Here is an 18,216-nt window from a genome sequence, read left to right as displayed (position 1 = left end):
TGTTATTTTATAAATTGTATAGTTAACGGATATTTAAAATATTCGTTGTTGTTTACTTTAATGGCTGCTATAATAATTAATATTAATCTAATTATAGATATAATAGCCACTAATGAAACGCTTCCAAATAATCCAATAAAATTTGGAAAATGGAAAAAGAATGTTGAAAATGCTGTTAAACCAGCTACAAATGAATAAAGGGCAAAACTTAAATTAAAATTTACTGCAGCTTTACCTTGTTCATCTATATAGTTGCTTTCATCCTTTTTAACTTGCCAAATTATTAAAGGTGCAATTACACCACCAAAAGGGAAAATATAACTTGCCAATGCAGATATATGTATTAAAAAAGCAGTGCTTGTATTTTTAGTAGTTATCATAATTGTGTTATACTTGTTATTATACAATACAAATATATGTACAAAAGATGGTATTATGCAACACATAGTACTGTATTTTAACATAAATTTAACAAAAAATAGTAATTTTTAATACTGATATTTTAACTAACTTGTTGCCAATAATTATTAAGAATATGAATGTTACAATAAAGCAAATGAATAAGTTTTTGACCTTTAATTTACCGTCTGCTTATTTATGTGGAGTAAGGTTAAAAGAATTAAATAACGAACTTTCTAAAGTTACTGTAAGGTATAATTGGCTAACTAAAAATCCATTTAAATCCATGTATTTTGCTGTTCAATCTATGGCAGCAGAATTGTCTACAGGTGCTATTGTTATTAAAAAAATTAAAGAAAGTGGTAAACCAATTTCTATGTTAGTTACTAATCATAAAGGGAGTTTTACTAAAAAAGCAATTGGAAAAATAACATTTACTTGTACGGATGGTTTGTTAATTGATAATGCTTTAAAAAGTACTATAGAAACAGGAGAAGGACAAACTATTTTAATGAAATCGGTTGGAATTGATCAACAAGGAGACCAAGTTTCTGCTTATGAATTTGAATGGAGTGTTAAGTTAAAATCTAAAAAATAATAAATTATGAATGCACATGAAATAGATTATCAAATTTTTGGAGAAGAAATGCAATTTGTGGAAATTGAATTAGATCCACAAGAGGGTGTTGTTGCTGAGTCAGGTAGTTTTATGATGATGAATGATGGTGTAAAAATGGATACAATTTTTGGAGATGGTTCTAATCAAAATGAAGGAATTATGGGCAAGTTGTTTTCCGCAGGTAAGCGATTGTTAACAGGAGAAAGCTTATTTATGACTATTTTTTCAAATGCAGGCTCAGGAAAAAAGAAAGTTGCTTTTGCGGCTCCATATCCAGGAAAAATAGTGCCTATTGATTTAAGTGAAGTTGAAGGAAAATTTATTTGTCAAAAAGATGCTTTTTTATGTGCAGCAAAAGGAGTTTCTGTTGGTATTGAATTTTCAAAAAAATTAGGAAGAGGGTTATTTGGAGGAGAAGGGTTTATTATGGAAAAATTAGAAGGTGATGGATTGGCTTTTGTACATGCGGGAGGAACAATGCATAAAAAAACATTAGCTCCAGGCGAAGTTTTAAAAGTTGATACTGGTTGTATAGTTGGTTTTACTAAAGATGTTGATTATGATATTGAATTTGTTGGAGGTATTAAAAATACCATATTTGGAGGTGAAGGATTATTTTTTGCAACCCTTAAAGGACCAGGAAACGTATATATTCAGTCTTTACCATTTAGTAGATTAGCTGGAAGAGTTTTAGCTTTAGCACCTCAAACAGGTAATAAGCGAAGAGGAGAAGGTAGTATTTTAGGAGGAATAGGGGATATTTTAGATGGTGACAATAGAATATAAAACAATTAAAAAATATTAAAACATAAAAAAGCCGAAGAAATTTCTTCGGCTTTATTATTATTCTAAAGTTTCTAATTCTCTATAGTTCTTATTTAATTTTTTTAATAAAATTCCATAAATAATTTTATAATAAAGCCAAAGTATACCTATCATAACTACTAAAGCAATAATTTGTGCTATTAATAAAATATTGAAAAATTTATCAGCATTAATAGGTTTGTTATTAGGATTAAAAACCTCAATTAAAAGATCAGCATCAGAAAACATCATGAAGTTAATGATAATAGATAGAATTATTGTCATTATAATATTGTAATACACATAATAATTAACAGTTTTACGTGTTTTAATTATTTTTTTCATTAATAAACTAGTAGAATCAATTACACATATTGAGTTATAATTTTTATAGAAAAGATAAATAAAGCCTATAACAACACTATAATGTAGTACGTATGAAAAATTTATAATAGTTTTTAAATGTAATTTTTCATAAACCTCAAAATAGCTATCAGGAATTAATAAATTAAGAAATCCCCAAAAAATAAATTCGGCAATACAAATAATAAAAATCCATTTTACAATAGAAGAAGATTTTTTATGAATAATATTATAAATTTCTTTATAGGATAATTCCTTAAAACTTCCTTCTTGCTTCTTCCAGTCTTTTTTTAATAAATCTAATTCATCCATAGTTTACGGATTTAATATTTTCTTTAACCGCGTTTTAATTCGGTTCATTTTTACCCTAGCATTTACCTCAGAAATACCTAATGTTTCGGAAATTTCTTTGTAATTTTTATCTTCTAAATACAAAAAAATAAGTCCTTTATCAATATCAGATAATTGATGTATTGCTTTGTACATTAATTTAAGTTGCTCTTCTTCTGTATCATCATAATCTGACGATTCTATTTTATGTAAAACAGAATCAAAATCTTGAGTTTTAATACTTCTTTTAGACTTCCTAAATAGTGTTATTGCAGTATTTAAACCTATTCTATACATCCAAGTACTTAATTTAGCTTCACCTCTAAATTTTGGATATGCTTTCCAAAGTTGAATAGTAATTTCCTGAAATAAATCATTATGTGCGTCTTGATTGTCTGTATAAATTCTACATACTTTATGTATTATATTCTGGTTCTGTTGAAACTCAGAAATAAATTTATGTTCAAGGTCTTTAGTCACAAGTTGTTGATTTCAACTAATAAGTAGTTTATTAGCCTATTTTGTTACACTAATATAAAAAGGAAAATAAAATTGGAAAAAACGAAAAACAAATGAAATTTTATTTTTCGTTTTTCTTAATGTTTTTAATGAATTTTTTTAATTCTAAACCGTATTTTGATTTTTTTACTTTTTTAGATAATGATTTATTTACTGTATCTAAAAGCTTAACATTTGCATAGTATAAATCCGTTAAGGCAATATATGGTGCTACTTCAAATTTACCATGTTGAATGGCAAAATTAGTAGTGTATAAATATTTTCGTTTTACTAAGTCATTTTCTTCTTTTTCAATCTTGGCTAATAATTCAGAATCGTTATTTTTTTGAGCATCAAACTTTTCTTTTATTAAATCTAATTGTTTATCATTAAACTTTTTAAGCATTGCTTTGTGCTCGTCTAACAATTCTTGGTTTTTTGAGCCTTTAATTTTCGCACCAACAGCAAATTTTGAAAGTTTAGTATTAATGATAATTTCTCCTTTTTCACCAAAAAATGAAATAGTTTCATCGGGTTTTTCACTAAGGGTTAAATTATATACTTCTGGACTTTCAACATTATCGGTTAATGTAAAAGTATTTGTTCCGTTTAAACTAACAGAATCTACAGAAACAAGTGTAGTGTCTTTTAACTTCTCTAAGTAAACAGTTCCTTTTTTAAGTCCATCAATAGTACCATGAACAACCATGTTACCATTTTTTTTACCATTGCAAGAAATTAAAATACTAATAATTAGTAAACTACCGATTAATTTTTTCATTGTTTAAATTTTATGCTACAAATATCTAATTTTTATTTGGTTTTTGAAATTTTTAGGAAGCAACAATTCGCATTAATTCAGCAGTTAACATAGCCCCATAAGTTCCAACTACATAACCAAAAACGGCTAATAAAACTCCAACCGTTGCAAGTGAAGGATGGAATGCTGCAGCAACCACAGGTGCAGAAGCAGCTCCACCAACATTAGCTTGACTTCCAACAGCTAAAAAGAAAAAAGGTGCTTTTATAAGTTTTGCTACAATAATTAATAAAACGGCATGAATAGTCATCCAAACTAAGCCAATAAATATAATTCCTGGGTTATCTAATAATTTACTTAAATCCATTTTCATACCAATAGTAGCCACTAAAATGTAAATAAAAACGCTTCCTATTTTACTCGCTCCGGCTCCTTCATATAATTTAAATTTAGTAAAAGATAGAATTATACCTAAAAAAGTGGCAATACTTATCATCCAAAAAAATTGAGACCCGAATGATGATAGAGCAGAACTTTTATTATTTACAGCTTCAAAGGTGTTTTTTAAATAAGCAGATATTTCATTTGCTCCAAAGTGGGAAATCCCAACAACTGTAAAAGCTATGGCCAAAATAATTATCATATCTGATAAAGTTGGATTTCTTGTTATTTTTGAAGAAAAAGAAACTACTTTTTCTTTTAATTTTTCAATTGCAGAGGTGTCTGCTTTTAGCCATTTATCAATTTTTTTTGTTTTTCCAATTCCTATTAAAATAATTGCCATCCATAAATTAGCTACTACAATATCAACCAAAACCATTCCACCATATTTTTTAGGATTGTATTCGTATATTTCCAACATTGCAGCCTGATTTGCGCCACCACCAATCCAGCTCCCTGCTAAAGTTGCTAATCCTCTCCAAACGGCATCTGGCCCAGCACCACCTACAGTTTCAGGAGATATGTGAGAGATAAGTAATATAGCTATTGGTCCGCCAATAATAATTCCAACGGTTCCTGTTAAAAACATAATTAAAGCCTTTGGACCTAAGTTAAATACTGCTTTTAAATCAATACTTAAAGTCATTAAAACTAATGCTGCAGGAAGTAAAAATCTACTTGCAATATAATATAGTTTTGAAGAGTGTTTGGTTATTTCGCCTGCTTTATTAACGGTTTCCCATTCTGGTGCTATAATTCCTGCAGAGGTAAAAATTGCAGGTAATAAATAAGCCATTAATAAGGCAGGAACAAATTTGTAAAACTTTTTCCAGTTTTTATTTTCACTAGCAGAAGTATAAAAAACAAAGCCTAAAGTAAACATTATTATTCCGAAGGAAATAGTATCTTGAGTTATTAACGGTGTATTATCCATATTTTCTTGAATTTTGGCTAATTTACATGTTTTTAAGTTTTAAAAACTAAAAAAAATTGTGGTTAGTTACTTATATTTGTTATTTAAACAAATACAAAATGAAATATTTAAAAATAAGCTTATTATTGGCATTTTTGATAGTATCCTGTAAAACAGTCCAAGATACTACTCAAGTAGTTAAAACTCCTACAGATAAAGTAATAAAAAACACTAAAGATATCCAAGGCGGCATGTGGATTCCTTCTTTGTTAGAAGGAATGAATGAAACTGAAATGCAACAGTTAGGTAGTAAAATGACTGCCGAAGATATTTATAGCGTTAACAAATCTAGTTTAAAAGATGCTGTGGTGCATTTTAATGGAGGTTGTACATCCGAAGTTATTTCGCCAAGCGGACTTTTATTAACTAATCATCATTGCGGCTATGGCGCTATTCAATCACATTCTTCAGTTGAACATGATTATTTAAAAGATGGATTTTGGGCAATGAATAAAAGTGAAGAACTACCAAATCCTGGTATGACAGTTACTTTTATTAAAAGAATTGATGATGTAACGAAGGAAGTTTTTGCTGGAGTAACAGATGCGATGGATGAGGTTTCTAAAATGAAAATAATTCAGAAAAACATTTCTAAAATTACTAAAACAGCCCAAAAAGAAGATTGGCAAAATGCTTTTGTAAAATCGTTTTACAAAGGCAATCAATACTTGTTGTTTATAACGGAAGTTTTTAAAGATATTCGTTTGGTTGGTGCTCCACCTTCTTCTATTGGAAAATTTGGAGCAGATACGGATAATTGGATGTGGCCACGTCATACAGGTGATTTTTCAATGTTTAGAATTTATGCAGATGCAAATAATAAACCTGCTGAATATTCAAAAGATAATGTTCCATATACTCCAAAACATTATTTACCAATCTCTTTAGATGGAGTTAAGGAGGGTGATTTTACCTTAGTTTTTGGGTTTCCAGGAAGAACAAATGAATATTTACCTTCAGTAGCTGTAAATCAAATTGTAAACGTTTTGAACCCTGCAAAAATTGAAATTAGAGATAATGCATTAAAAATTGTAGACGGTTTTATGCGAAAAGATGAAGCAATTAAAATAAAATATGCTTCAAAATATGCTAGTATTGCTAATTATTGGAAAAAATGGATTGGTGAAGATCAAGGAATCAAAAAATCTAAAGGAATTGAGAAAAAACAGGCTTTAGAAAAAGAGTTTGCTAAAGAAGTTGAGGCTAAAGATTTGGTAGGATACAAATCTTTATTGCCAGAGTTTGAACAGCTATATAAAGAAATAGAAAAAGTAGCTTTGGCTCGTGATTATTGGATTGAAGTGGCTTATAGAAATGTAGAATTATTAAATAGTACTTTTAGAGCATTTCAATTAGAACAAGCTTATAATAGAGGAGGAGCGCCTGCATTTGAACGAGCAAGAAAAAATCTTTTAGAAAGTTTTAAAGGAAAATATAAAAATTACAGTGCAGATGTAGATAGACCAGTTTTTGAAAAATTAGTTGGTTTATATGCAAAAAATGTTCCTTCACAATATGTTCCTGAAAACATGAAACAAAATGATATGAACACTTTAGCAACTGCTATTTATGCTACTACTAAATTCACAAGTTTTGAAGGCGCTAAAGAGTTATTAACAGGAACGCCAGAAGAAGTAATCAAAAATTTAAATGAAGATAGTGCTTATGTGTTTGGAATAGAATTACATACTCTTTTTTATAATACAATTGAACCAACCTATCAACAAATAAACTTAAAAATAGCAGCGGTTCAAAAAAAATATATGAAAGCTTTGATGGAAGTTTTTCCAAATAAACGATTTTTCCCAGATGCAAATGGCACTTTACGAGTAACTTACGGGCAAGTTAAAGGTTACGAGCCAAGAGATGCAGTTTATTATGAGCCAGTAAGTCATTTAAAAGGAGTGATGGAAAAATATGTTCCAGGAGATTATGAGTTTGATGTTTCGCAAAAATTGCAAAATTTATATAAATCAAAAGATTTTGGACCGTACGGAGAAAATGGAAAAATGCCAGTGGACTTTTTAGGAACAAATCATACAACAGGTGGTAACTCTGGTAGTCCAGCTATTGATGCTGAAGGAAATTTAATAGGATTGAATTTTGATAGAGTTTGGGAAGGAACAATGAGTGATTATAATTACGATGCAGATATTTGCCGTAATATTATGGTAGATATTCGTTATGTTTTATTTATAATTGATAAATATGCAGGTGCAACTAATTTAATTGATGAAATGACGTTGGTTCATCCAAAAAAGTAATTTAAAACATAAATTTTATAAAAAACTCCAACTTTTAGTTGGAGTTTTTTTATTCACTTTTTAGAGCATAAGCTATATTAATATTCAAATTAAACTCTTCATTAGGGTTAAGTTTAAGTAAACCATCTTTAAGATTAAAAATATTTGGAGCGCAAGTCATAGGCTCAATAGCTATACTTTTATTGTTTTCTGGTGTGTAAACTTGTAAATAATTTTGATTATGTGTTTGATCATAATTAATAGTTACATCGTATAAATCTGTTTGTAATGAAACTTTAGGCGATTTAGTAATAAAGCAATCATCTAGTGTAGGTTTGTTTAACTTTATTGGAACTGAAAATTTTAACGGGATTTTATGTAAAGGAATCATTTTATCCGATAAAAGATATTTTTCAGAACTTTCAAAATCTAATATACAATTTTGTAAGGTTGTATAACAGAAATAAGGATGCCACCCAATACCAAAAGGGAATGGTTTTTTTCCTGTATTTAATACGTTGAAATGAATAGTAATATTATTTTCTGAAAAAGTATAAGTTACAATTAATTGGTAAGGAAACGGAAAACCAGTGTCATTTCCATTATAATTATAACTTAAGGTAATTTTAGCATGATTTTCAGTTTGAGTAATTGTATCAATAGTAAATGCTTTATTAAAAACGTGACCATGAAGTGCATTATTTAAATCGGCTTCATTACAAATTAATTGATAATCTTCATTTTTAAAGCTATATTTTCCATTTTCTATTCTGTTAGGAAAAGGAAATAAAAGAGATGAATTATATCTGTTTTTATAGGTTTCTAAAGGATTTGTTTTATTATGAATTCCATCAATAATGGTTACCTGCTTTACATTAAGTTTTTGAATAGAAGCACCTAAATTTGGATAAATTAATGACTCTAAATTTGTTAAATCGTTTGTTATTTTGATATGTTCTAAAAACGAGTTTTTGTTTTCAATAATTTTAATTTTATACATTATTTTCAGAATCGTTATTTTTAGGTAATCTTTTAGCTTCTTTTAAACATTTATTTAACATCCATTCTAACTGTCCGTTAGTAGATCTAAATTCATCTGAAGCCCATTTTTCAATGGCTTTTAGCATATCTTCATTTATTCGTAATGCAAAAGCTTTTTTCTTTGCCATTATTTTATTTTAATTGATTTATAAAATTTAATATAGTAGTAGTTAATATTGGTGTAATTGGTAATTTTGGATTGGAATAGGACTGCAAATTTTCATTTACATCGCCATTAATTTCTTTAAAAATATGATTCATATTTTCTATAAGTTTTAATTTTGATGTTGTATTTGCTTTATGCAACAGCTCCGCATCTTTAATGTTTACTTGTATATCTTTTGTTCCTTGGATAATTAATATTGGAATAGTTAATTTTTTAATTTCAATTTGTGGATTATATTGTATCCAAGAAATTAAAAAAGGTTGTACTTGTTGGTTAAACAAAGAAATTAACATTGGATTAAAATCGGTTACTAATTTTCCTTGTTTTAATTCCTTTAGTACACGAATAGTTTCCTCTTTTAAATAAGGTGCTTGCTTAGCAATTTGCTCTATTATGATTTCATCAATTGGTCTTCCGGCACCTTCTAAAGAAATAAAAGCATCTGCATTATTTTTTGAAGCCACCATACCAACTAAGCTTCCTTGACTATGTCCAGCAATTATTATTTTTGAATAGTTTTTAAACTTCTTAAAGTATTTTATTACTGAAGTTGCTTCATTAATAAAAGTATTAAAGGTCAACGCTTTTATTTTTAAAGTATCTTTTTTAGTAAATGTTAGTACACTTTTATCAAACCTGTACGTTGCAATTTTTTGATTACTTAATGATTCTGCTAAATATTTTAATGAATTATTTTTCATTACTGCATTATTGCCATCTCTATCCGTTGGCCCAGAACCTGGAATTAAAATAACCAAAGGAGGTTTTTTTACAGAATTGGGTGTTAATAATGTTCCATAAATAATTTGGGTTTTGGTTGGAATATCTATTTCACTTTCCTTAAAGTTGTTTTCTTGAGAACTAACAATATGTGTAATAAACAGAAAAATTAATATTAATAATTTAGATTTCATTTATAATGTGAATTAAATTTTAACTGTTTTTGTACTTTTCTCTTGATAAAATTACTTTAGAAATATCTCCATGATTATTTCCAACTGTAGAAACTACTTCCCATCCTTCACGTGCTAATTGATTTAAATTATCTTCAAATTCTATAGATTTTTTCCAAATACTTTTCTTTAATATTTTATATTCTTTCATAATAAGTGTTTTTAAATACTGAATAAGGTAGATAATTTTATTATCAAAACCATTATTAAAATAATTACATGAGCCATTTTTTAATGATTTAAAGTGCCAGTATTTACTACAGGAATAGTGTCTTTATCTGAACAAAGTACTACCATTAAATTACTAACCATTGCAGCTTTTCGTTCTTCATCTAACTCAACAATATTATTTTTATTTAATTCTTCCAAAGCCATTTCAACCATACTTACAGCTCCTTCAACAATTTTATGTCTGGCAGCTACAATTGCTGTTGCTTGTTGTCGTTTTAACATTGCTCCAGCAATCTCTTGAGCATATGCTAAATATCCAATTCTAGCTTCTAAAACTTCAATTCCAGCCATATTTAATCGTTCAGAAAGTTCTTTTTCTAATGCTTCGCTAACTTCATTAACACTTGCTCTAAGCGTTATTTCTTCTTCCATTCCTTCATCTTCAAAATTGTCATACGGATATAAACTAGCTAATTTTCGAACAGCAGCATCGGATTGTACACGAACAAAATTTTCATAATTATCCACATCAAAGGCAGCTTTAAAGGTGTCTTTTACTTTCCATACTAAAATGGTACTTATCATTATTGGATTTCCTAGTTTGTCATTTACTTTAACTCGTTCACTATCAAAATTGCTTGCTCTTAATGAAATTCCTCTTTTTCTATATAAAGGATTTGCCCAATAAAAACCATTTTCTTTAACGGTTCCAATATATTTTCCAAAAAGTAATATCACTTTTGAAGTGTTTGGATTTACTAAAAAGAATCCAGGTAGTGTAATAATAAATAAAAATATAAAGGCTAAAATCCATAATGATGAATTAATTAAGCAATAGACTCCTCCTGCTATAAGTACTATTAATACAAATAACATAAAATAGCCATTGGATACTTTAATAATTTTTTCTTGTGTCATAATTGTAATTTTTAGTTGATATTAAAATGATATCATAAAGATATAAAATATTTATTAATATTTACAATTTTTTTAACAACAATATTCTTACTTTTGTATGAAAATTAAATATCATGAAATTTATAAAGAATAGTTTGCTTATATTCCTCATTTTAGCTTCATTTACTCAGGTAGAAGCTAGTAATAAACCTTTTTGGGGACAAACAGGTCACAGAACAATTGGCGAAATTGCTACACATTATTTAAAACCAAAAACAAAACGTAAAATTGAGGCATTGTTAAACGGACAAAGCTTGGCTTTGGTTTCAACTTTTGCAGACGATATAAAATCAGATAAAAGGTATAATAAATTTTACTCTTGGCATTATGTAAATATGCCTTTTAGTGAAGATTATCAGCATTCTATAAAAAACCCTAAAGGAGATTTAGTTACTGGAATTGAAAAATGTGAAGCAGTTATTAAAGATCCAAATAGCACTAAAGAAGATAAAGTATTTTATTTAAAAATGTTGGTACATTTAATAGGTGATTTACATCAGCCAATGCATGTTGGAAGAAAAGAGGATAAAGGAGGTAATATGATTCAATTACAATGGTTTGGTCAAGGAACTAACTTACATGCAGTTTGGGATTCTAAAATGATAAATCATTATAATATGACTTATACTGAACTTGCAAATAACACAGATGAAATTTCTAAAGAACAAGTAAAATTTTTACAACAAGGAACTATAGTTGATTGGGTTAATGAAACACATAAGTTAGCTATAGAAACTTATAATTCAGTTAAAGTTGGTGAAAATTTACGTTATAGATATATGTATGATAACTTTGGATTGGTTCGTACTCAATTACAAAAAGGAGGGATTAGATTGGCAAAAGTTTTAAACGATTTATTTGATTAAATTGTAAGTATTCCAACGTCTTTTTTCACGAATCAAAAGGGATTTGAATTTGTGAGGAATATCTATTTTTAAATGTATTTTTTTAAAGGATTTTGGGTGTAAAAATTCAATTTCAAAAGCACATAAAAAGAGACCTTTACCTTTGTGATTAAATTCAGGGTTTCCATAAATTTTATCGCCTAAAATAGGACGATTTATAGATGCTAAATGAATTCTGATTTGGTGTGTTCTGCCAGTTTTTGGAACTACTTTTAAACAGCTTAATTCTTTAAACTTTAAAGATTTTACAATTTTAATAATTTCAAAACTAGTTTCAGCGGTTTTGGATGCAATTGGAGTTTCAATTTTTTGATTTGCATGAATATTTCCAATAACAATAGTGCAGTATTTTTTTAAAACAGTTCTGTTTTCAAATTGTTTACTTAATTCAATTTGTGCAGTTTTAGTTTTCGCAATTACTAAAATTCCAGAAGTTTGATTGTCAATTCTATGAACTGGCATAGGAAATGTTAACGCATCTTTTTGAGAGCTTTTAAATAAATTAAAAGGCAGAGCATTGGTAACCGTTTTAAATTGATTTCCACTAACTGTTAATCCGGCAGGTTTGTTAATAACTGCCATATAATCATCTTCAAAAAGGACAGGTAATTTACATTCAAAAATTTTAGGAACTTTAACAGGACTTTCCAATAACTCTAAAACCTGACCATAGGTTACCCAAGTAGCAGTTTTTCCAATAATTCCATTTACTAATATTTGCCCACGTTTAATAGCTTTTTTTACACCACTATTGGATGGAATATAATTGTAAAATATTTTTGGAGCATAGTCTTGCAATCTAATGCTGCTAATTCCTTTTGGTACAATATGAGAATGAATAGTTTTAATTCAATTTAAATTTAAGTCAGTTATAAAATAAAGACGATTGTATTTGTTTAAAGTTACAATTGGAAGATTTTAAAATTGCTAAAAAAATGTTAAATATAAACTATTATGTATCAATTAATTATATTTTATTAATTCCTTTTGGCGTAGAATTTCAAGTACATCTTTATAATCAAATGATAGTTTTAATTTTAATGCTTCGTTGTAGGTAAACCAGTTGTAATCTAAAACTTCTAATTCTTGAATTTTAATTTCACCTGTCCAATTTCCTAAAAATCGAAAGTACTTTCGATTTTGCCAAACACCTGTTTTTAATATGGAAGTTGGAGAAAAATCTAAATTGCATTCTTCTTTAACTTCTCTAATTACGTTTTGTTCAGCTGTTTCACCAATTTCAGCTCTTCCACCAGGACAACCCCAAAATTTGGGATAATTTTGTGTGTAATTAGATCGTTGAAGTAATAAAATCTTTTTGTCTTGAAGTATAATTCCTGAAGCCGCTAAAATCATTAGTTTTATTGTTTAATAATACCTAATGTGGCAGTTTGACCTGTATTTAAATTCCATTCTTTATCAGATAATAAATTACCATTTTCATCATAAACACTAAATTCAGCTGTGTTTGGACCAGAAAACCCCTGATTTAAAGCTTGAAAATCAATACGATTATAGCCATCATTTAGTTTTACATACAGCACAAAATAGTTGCTTTTTAAACCTATATTATCACTAATTACTTGTTCATTTAAATATACCTTAATTCTGTCACCATCTACATAACTATGATCTCGAGCTTCAATTTTAACCGTTCGGCTTCTTGTAGTAACAGTTCCTAAACCATAAGTACTAGCTAAACTTTTATGCGTAACATCTTTGTTATTCCAATATTTTACGCCAATAATATCTTTATCTTCAGGACGATTTTCTAATAAAATACTTTGCGTATTATTATTTGAATATTTTTTTAAATTTTGATTAATAGCGTCTGTATTAATCTTATTATTAGCATTAAAATTGTAGTTAGTATTAGGACTTGCTTTAGCATTTGGAGGATTAGCTTTTAGTTTATTTGTAGAAGTTGTTACACCAACTTCATTATTTATTGATGTACTATCTGACTGAGAGAATAAAGCATTAGAACTCCAAATTAAAATAATAGTAAGTATTAATTTTTGTATCATATAACTTTTTATATGGTATTTTATAACAAATAAAATGCCATAATTTTATTAATGAGTAAAAATACTAAAAAAAGTCTCAACGATAATTGAGACTTTTTATTAATTGTTTGTTAAAGTGATTCTTTTAGTAGCTTACAAATTTTAAAATATTGTAATTGCTATTTTTATCTTCTACTTTCAAAATATAAATTCCTTTTTGAAGATTAGTTATAGGGATTTGTTTTTCTATTTTTGAAGTTTTATATACTTTTTGACCTAATAAATTAAATGCTTCAACACTTTTAATTTCTTCTAAATTTTGTGTGTTTTTAAAATATAAAATGTTATTGTTTACATAGAAATTATTAGTGTATATAGTTGCTGTAGAAACAGCAAGAGTTTCAGTATTATATATAGTTAAAACTTCAGTGTTTGTAAGTGCTTTGTTGTAAATTTTTACTTCATCAATTGCACCTTTAAAATAACCATCAGCAGTAAAATTACTTTTGCCAATAAATTGTTGCGTTCTTAAAATTGTTGTTGGTGTAACTCCATCTGTTTTTTGTGCAATTTGTGCTCCATTTTTATACAATGTCATAATTCCATTTTCATCGACTGTTGCAGTATAAAAATCCCATTGATTTAGAGTTATGGTATTTGTGTTAATTAATTTGGTTTCACCACTTGTATAAATTGAAAAGAATAACCCATTATTAGTTTGATAATTAGAAATAATAATATTATTACTTGATGAACCATTTCCTAAATCAATGATTCTTGAATAATTATTAAATTCATCCCAACGTGCCCAAAAAGTGAAGGACATTTTGCCACCATTTTCCCAATCTCCAATGTCAATATAATTATTGATTCCATCAAAATAGTAAGCACTATTAGGGTTTCCAGAATTATCCGAAGTTAGAGTTGGGCCATTAACAGTACCGTTATGGTTATTACCACTTTCATCATTGGCATTACCATTAAAAGGGTAGTAGGCAATTAAATTACTTGCTTTAAATTGAATCTCATTTCCATAATATTTTGTGCCATCAAATTGTACCCAAGTTTTGTAATAGTATAATTGATTTTCTGTAAGACCAGTGATGTTATTGATATAAGTTCCCAATCCAGTTGCCGAATTTGTAACAGATGTTGCTGTAGTTACATCAAAATCTGAAGTGGTTGCATAAACAAATCCTCTTGAAATAGTGCTTGATGTTTCGGCAAAAAGTATTTCTCCATTTAAACTTGCAGAAGTTGGTTGTTGATTGGTAGCTAGGTTGGTAATTATATTGGTTAAGGATTCATAAGCACCAGCATCCATGGTAGTGTTAATGGTTCTGTTGTTTCCTATAATGTCAACTGTTGGCGTATCTGCTATAGTTGGGTATAAGGAATTATCTCCAAAATCAATGGCTGCCGACTGTGGATTAATGCTCCAATCTGCATTTAAAATTTCATCTAATTCGGTTTGATTTGTTGCATTACCTGTAAAGCTTGTAGGTTTGGTAAACCTTGGATAATTTTCACCAAATACTGCTCCATCATTTGTATTTGAAATACCCATATTAGTTCCTGTGGTTGTAAAATCTTGAACAAGATTATTTTCAGAGCCTGCAATATTACTTATTTGACCTGCATCATTTCCCCAAATAATACTGTTATAACATGAGCTGTCAACACCATAATTTCCTTTATTGTTTACTATGATACAGTTGATAAGAGACCCTTTAGATTGATAAGCTCCAGATCCAAGTAAACATTCATTATTAGCAATAACACAATTTATAGCTTTTGGAGCTCCAATACTTCCACCTAAATAAATACCTCCACCATAACTACCTGCTGAATTATTTACAATATATGAATTATAGATATTACCACTTGTACTTATAGTTAGACCTCCTCCATATCCGTCAGCATGATTTGAATAAATTTTACAATTGTATATTTTAAATTGTTTTCCGGCAGATATTCCTCCACCATCTCTGGCATAATTATTACGAACTGTGCAGTTTCTAATATAAACACCATAAGCGCTTGTATCTGTTGTGTTTATAAATATGCCACCACCAACATATTCATAAGTTCCAGTTCCATTTGCATAACCTTTTTCAACAATAAAACCATCAAATTCATTAAGAGTAGAAGTATTATAAAAATAAACTACATGATACGAATTATCTGTATTATCACCTATAGTACCAATGTCTCCACTTAAAGTAGTAGGATAGAGTTCAGGGTCTCTTATTCCTCCACCAGTTGGGAAACCTCCAAACAGTTTTTTATCTCTAGGAATATTAAAATAAATAGTCCTGTCGGTAGTTGCAGTTGGATAATATATACCTTGTGCTACATTTATGGTTGTATTTGAACCTATATTAGCAATAGCAGTTTGTAAATCGGTATAGGCATTTGCCCAATCAGTTCCGTTATTTAATCCTGTTGCATTTTGATCAACATAAATTATCTGAGAAGATAGAGTATAAGAAACAAGCATTAAAAGAAAAAGTAGTTTTTTTATCATAACTTTAGATTTTTGAAGAAAAAATTTACTGGGGATAACTTAAAGTTAAAGCAGTAAATGAATAAAATGTATGATAAGTGTCATAAAAAAGAAAAATCCTTAGCTTAAGCTAAGGATTTTTAAAAAGTTTTTACGATTTGGTGATTTATTTTACCATTTGAAAACTACGTTTTATAAAGTTTGTTAATTCTTCACCTTGTAAAAGTCCTTGGGATAGTTTTGCCAAGTCAAAAGCTTGTTGAATTAAACGTTCTTGTTTCTTTTTAGTTTTGGTGTTTAAAATTTCACTTACTAAATCGTTATTAGTATTAATTACTAAATTGTACATGTCTGGAAAGTTACCCATTCCCATCATTCCACCTCCGCCAGTAGCTTGCATTTCTTTCATGCGTCGCATAAATTCTGGTTGTGTAATTATAAAAGGGTTAGCATCAGAATCCATAGCTTCCATTTGAACTGTATAGGTTTCCTTTGGAATTACTTCTTCAATAATAGGTTTTAATTTTTCTTTTTCTTCATCAGAAAGTTTACTGATTTTATCTTCATCTTTTTTAATTAAGTTGTCAATATGGTCAGCATCTACACGTACAAATTGAATTTTTTCTTTACTTGTTTCCAGTTTTTGTAATAAATGAGAAACAATAGGAGAATCTAATAATAAAACAGTGTATCCTTTTTCTTTAGCAGCATCAATATAACTATGTTGCGCTTTTATATCGGAAGCGTATAAGATTATTAATTTATCGTCTTTATCTGTTTGAATAGGTTTAACTTTTTCTTCTAATTCTTTCCAAGTTAAATATTCTTTATCTACTGTAGGATATAATGCAAATTTGTCAGATTTTTCAAAGAATTTTTCTTCGGAAAGCATTCCGTACTCAATAATAATTTTAATGTCGTCCCATTTTTCTTCAAAAGCTTTACGATCATTTTTGAATAAACTAGTTAGTTTATCTGCTACTTTACGAGTAATATAACTTGATATTTTTTTAACAGCAGCATCGGATTGTAAATAAGAACGAGACACATTTAATGGAATATCTGGAGAATCAATAACTCCGCGTAACATTTGTAAAAAATCTGGAACAATTCCTTCCACATTATCTGTTACAAATACTTGATTTTGGTATAATTGAATTCTGTCTTTAGTTGGATCTAAGTTTTTACTTAATTTAGGAAAATATAAAATTCCGGTTAAATGAAATGGATAATCTACATTTAAATGAATATTAAAAAGAGGTTCTTCAAATTGCATTGGATACAATTCTCGGTAAAAAGATTTGTAATCGTCATCTTTTAAATCACTTGGGTTTTTGGTCCAAGCCGGATTAGGATTATTTACAATATTATCAACTGTAATTTTTTCAGGTTCCGCATCTTCTTTTGCATCTTTAGGTAGAGGTAAGGTTTCTTCACGAGTTCCAAATTTAATTGGAATAGGCATAAACTTGTTATACTTGGTTAAAAGCTCAGTGATTTTAAAATCTTCTAAAAAGTCTTTAGAATCCTCATCAATATGTAAAATTATTTCAGTTCCTCTTTCTTTCTTTTTAGTTTCTTCTAAACTATATTTTGGACTACCATCACATTCCCAGTGAACTGCTTTTGCTCCTTTTTGATAGGATTTGGTTATAATTTCAACTTTATCGGCCACCATAAAAGCAGAATAAAAACCTAACCCAAAATGACCAATAATTCCAGAATCTTCTACTTTATCTTTGTACTTTTCAACAAATTCTTCTGCACCAGAAAAAGCTACTTGGTTGATGTATTTTTCAACTTCTTCACCAGTCATACCAACTCCTTGGTCAATAATTCTAATTTCTTTTTTCTTTTTATCTACTTTAATTTCAATTATTGGTTCTCCAATATCTCCTTTTACTTCTCCTAAAGTAGAAAGGTGTTTTAATTTTAAAGTTGCATCCGTTGCATTTGAAATTAATTCACGTAAAAATATTTCGTGATCAGAATACAAGAATTTTTTTATAATCGGAAAAATATTTTCAGCCGTTACATTAATATTTCCAGTTGCCATATTTTTTATTTTTTTAAGATTTAAT

Annotated in this window: 19 protein-coding genes; 4 read left to right on the top strand and 15 right to left on the bottom strand. The window is 28.3% G+C overall.

The window, feature by feature from the left end; translation table 11 throughout:
- Positions 1-2: 2 nt before the first annotated feature.
- Positions 3-446 carry a DUF4870 domain-containing protein gene (locus tag R3342_RS10375; protein WP_318939964.1) on the bottom strand — a complete coding sequence of 148 codons (444 nt, stop codon included), beginning with the start codon at positions 444-446 and terminating at the stop codon, positions 3-5.
- Positions 447-535: 89 nt separating this feature from the next.
- On the opposite strand from R3342_RS10375, the gene R3342_RS10370 reads away from it, so the two are divergent.
- Together R3342_RS10370 and R3342_RS10365 are read left to right on the top strand one after the other, a co-directional pair.
- On the top strand, positions 536-997 hold the full coding sequence (locus R3342_RS10370; RefSeq protein WP_318939963.1) for a DUF4442 domain-containing protein: 462 nt from the start codon (positions 536-538) through the stop codon (positions 995-997).
- Positions 998-1,003: 6 nt separating this feature from the next.
- Positions 1,004-1,804 carry a TIGR00266 family protein gene (locus R3342_RS10365; RefSeq protein ID WP_318939962.1) on the top strand — a complete coding sequence of 267 codons (801 nt, stop codon included), beginning with the start codon at positions 1,004-1,006 and terminating at the stop codon, positions 1,802-1,804.
- 57 nt (positions 1,805-1,861) lie between these two features.
- On the opposite strand, the gene R3342_RS10360 is transcribed toward R3342_RS10365, so the two are convergent.
- From R3342_RS10360 to R3342_RS10345, 4 genes are all read right to left on the bottom strand, one after another.
- A complete protein-coding gene (locus tag R3342_RS10360; RefSeq protein WP_318939961.1) occupies positions 1,862-2,497 on the bottom strand; it encodes a hypothetical protein in 636 nt (211 codons plus the stop codon).
- Positions 2,498-2,500: 3 nt separating this feature from the next.
- Complete coding sequence (locus R3342_RS10355) at positions 2,501-2,995, bottom strand: RNA polymerase sigma factor (RefSeq protein ID WP_318939960.1); 495 nt, start codon at positions 2,993-2,995, stop codon at positions 2,501-2,503.
- A gap of 100 nt (positions 2,996-3,095) precedes the next feature.
- Positions 3,096-3,794 carry a DUF4369 domain-containing protein gene (locus R3342_RS10350; protein WP_318939959.1) on the bottom strand — a complete coding sequence of 233 codons (699 nt, stop codon included), beginning with the start codon at positions 3,792-3,794 and terminating at the stop codon, positions 3,096-3,098.
- A gap of 52 nt (positions 3,795-3,846) precedes the next feature.
- Positions 3,847-5,148, bottom strand: coding sequence for a DUF819 domain-containing protein (locus R3342_RS10345; RefSeq protein WP_318939958.1), 1,302 nt, complete (start codon positions 5,146-5,148; stop codon positions 3,847-3,849).
- Between the two features lie 98 nt (positions 5,149-5,246).
- On the opposite strand from R3342_RS10345, the gene R3342_RS10340 reads away from it, so the two are divergent.
- Positions 5,247-7,451, top strand: coding sequence for a S46 family peptidase (locus R3342_RS10340; RefSeq protein WP_413468708.1), 2,205 nt, complete (start codon positions 5,247-5,249; stop codon positions 7,449-7,451).
- 49 nt (positions 7,452-7,500) lie between these two features.
- On the opposite strand, the gene R3342_RS10335 is transcribed toward R3342_RS10340, so the two are convergent.
- From R3342_RS10335 to R3342_RS10315, 5 genes are all read right to left on the bottom strand, one after another.
- The gene (locus tag R3342_RS10335) at positions 7,501-8,430 is read right to left on the bottom strand and encodes an aldose 1-epimerase (protein WP_318939957.1); all 930 of its coding nucleotides are present in this window, start codon (positions 8,428-8,430) and stop codon (positions 7,501-7,503) included.
- Positions 8,423-8,599, bottom strand: coding sequence for an Arc family DNA binding domain-containing protein (locus R3342_RS10330; RefSeq protein ID WP_318939956.1), 177 nt, complete (start codon positions 8,597-8,599; stop codon positions 8,423-8,425). Before R3342_RS10330 ends, R3342_RS10335 begins: the two co-directional genes overlap by 8 nt.
- A gap of 4 nt (positions 8,600-8,603) precedes the next feature.
- Positions 8,604-9,551 carry an alpha/beta hydrolase gene (locus tag R3342_RS10325; RefSeq protein WP_318939955.1) on the bottom strand — a complete coding sequence of 316 codons (948 nt, stop codon included), beginning with the start codon at positions 9,549-9,551 and terminating at the stop codon, positions 8,604-8,606.
- A gap of 19 nt (positions 9,552-9,570) precedes the next feature.
- Positions 9,571-9,741: a DUF4177 domain-containing protein gene (locus R3342_RS10320; protein WP_318939954.1), complete on the bottom strand. Its 171-nt coding sequence runs from the start codon at positions 9,739-9,741 to the stop codon at positions 9,571-9,573.
- 80 nt (positions 9,742-9,821) lie between these two features.
- Positions 9,822-10,679 carry an SPFH domain-containing protein gene (locus R3342_RS10315; protein ID WP_318939953.1) on the bottom strand — a complete coding sequence of 286 codons (858 nt, stop codon included), beginning with the start codon at positions 10,677-10,679 and terminating at the stop codon, positions 9,822-9,824.
- Positions 10,680-10,792: 113 nt separating this feature from the next.
- Between R3342_RS10315 and R3342_RS10310 the strand changes: the two genes are divergently transcribed.
- Positions 10,793-11,584 (top strand): S1/P1 nuclease, encoded by a 792-nt coding sequence (locus R3342_RS10310; RefSeq protein ID WP_318939952.1) that lies wholly within the window; start codon positions 10,793-10,795, stop codon positions 11,582-11,584.
- Here R3342_RS10310 and R3342_RS10305 read toward each other — a convergent pair.
- The 5 genes from R3342_RS10305 to htpG all read right to left on the bottom strand — a co-directional run bounded on the left by R3342_RS10305 (position 11,573) and on the right by htpG (position 18,191).
- The gene (locus tag R3342_RS10305) at positions 11,573-12,421 is read right to left on the bottom strand and encodes an RluA family pseudouridine synthase (RefSeq protein WP_318939951.1); all 849 of its coding nucleotides are present in this window, start codon (positions 12,419-12,421) and stop codon (positions 11,573-11,575) included. The genes R3342_RS10310 and R3342_RS10305 overlap by 12 nt on opposite strands.
- 165 nt (positions 12,422-12,586) lie before the next feature.
- A complete protein-coding gene (locus tag R3342_RS10300) occupies positions 12,587-12,979 on the bottom strand; it encodes an NUDIX hydrolase (protein WP_318939950.1) in 393 nt (130 codons plus the stop codon).
- A gap of 5 nt (positions 12,980-12,984) precedes the next feature.
- A complete protein-coding gene (locus tag R3342_RS10295; RefSeq protein ID WP_318939949.1) occupies positions 12,985-13,650 on the bottom strand; it encodes a hypothetical protein in 666 nt (221 codons plus the stop codon).
- Positions 13,651-13,774: 124 nt separating this feature from the next.
- Complete coding sequence (locus tag R3342_RS10290; RefSeq protein ID WP_318939948.1) at positions 13,775-16,156, bottom strand: LamG-like jellyroll fold domain-containing protein; 2,382 nt, start codon at positions 16,154-16,156, stop codon at positions 13,775-13,777.
- A gap of 145 nt (positions 16,157-16,301) precedes the next feature.
- The gene (htpG, locus tag R3342_RS10285; RefSeq protein ID WP_318939947.1) at positions 16,302-18,191 is read right to left on the bottom strand and encodes a molecular chaperone HtpG; all 1,890 of its coding nucleotides are present in this window, start codon (positions 18,189-18,191) and stop codon (positions 16,302-16,304) included.
- Positions 18,192-18,216 lie beyond the last annotated feature (25 nt).

The organism is Lutibacter sp., assembly GCF_033723435.1.
GTDB lineage: Bacteria > Bacteroidota > Bacteroidia > Flavobacteriales > Flavobacteriaceae > Lutibacter.
This window is presented reverse-complemented; position numbering and strand designations above follow the sequence as displayed.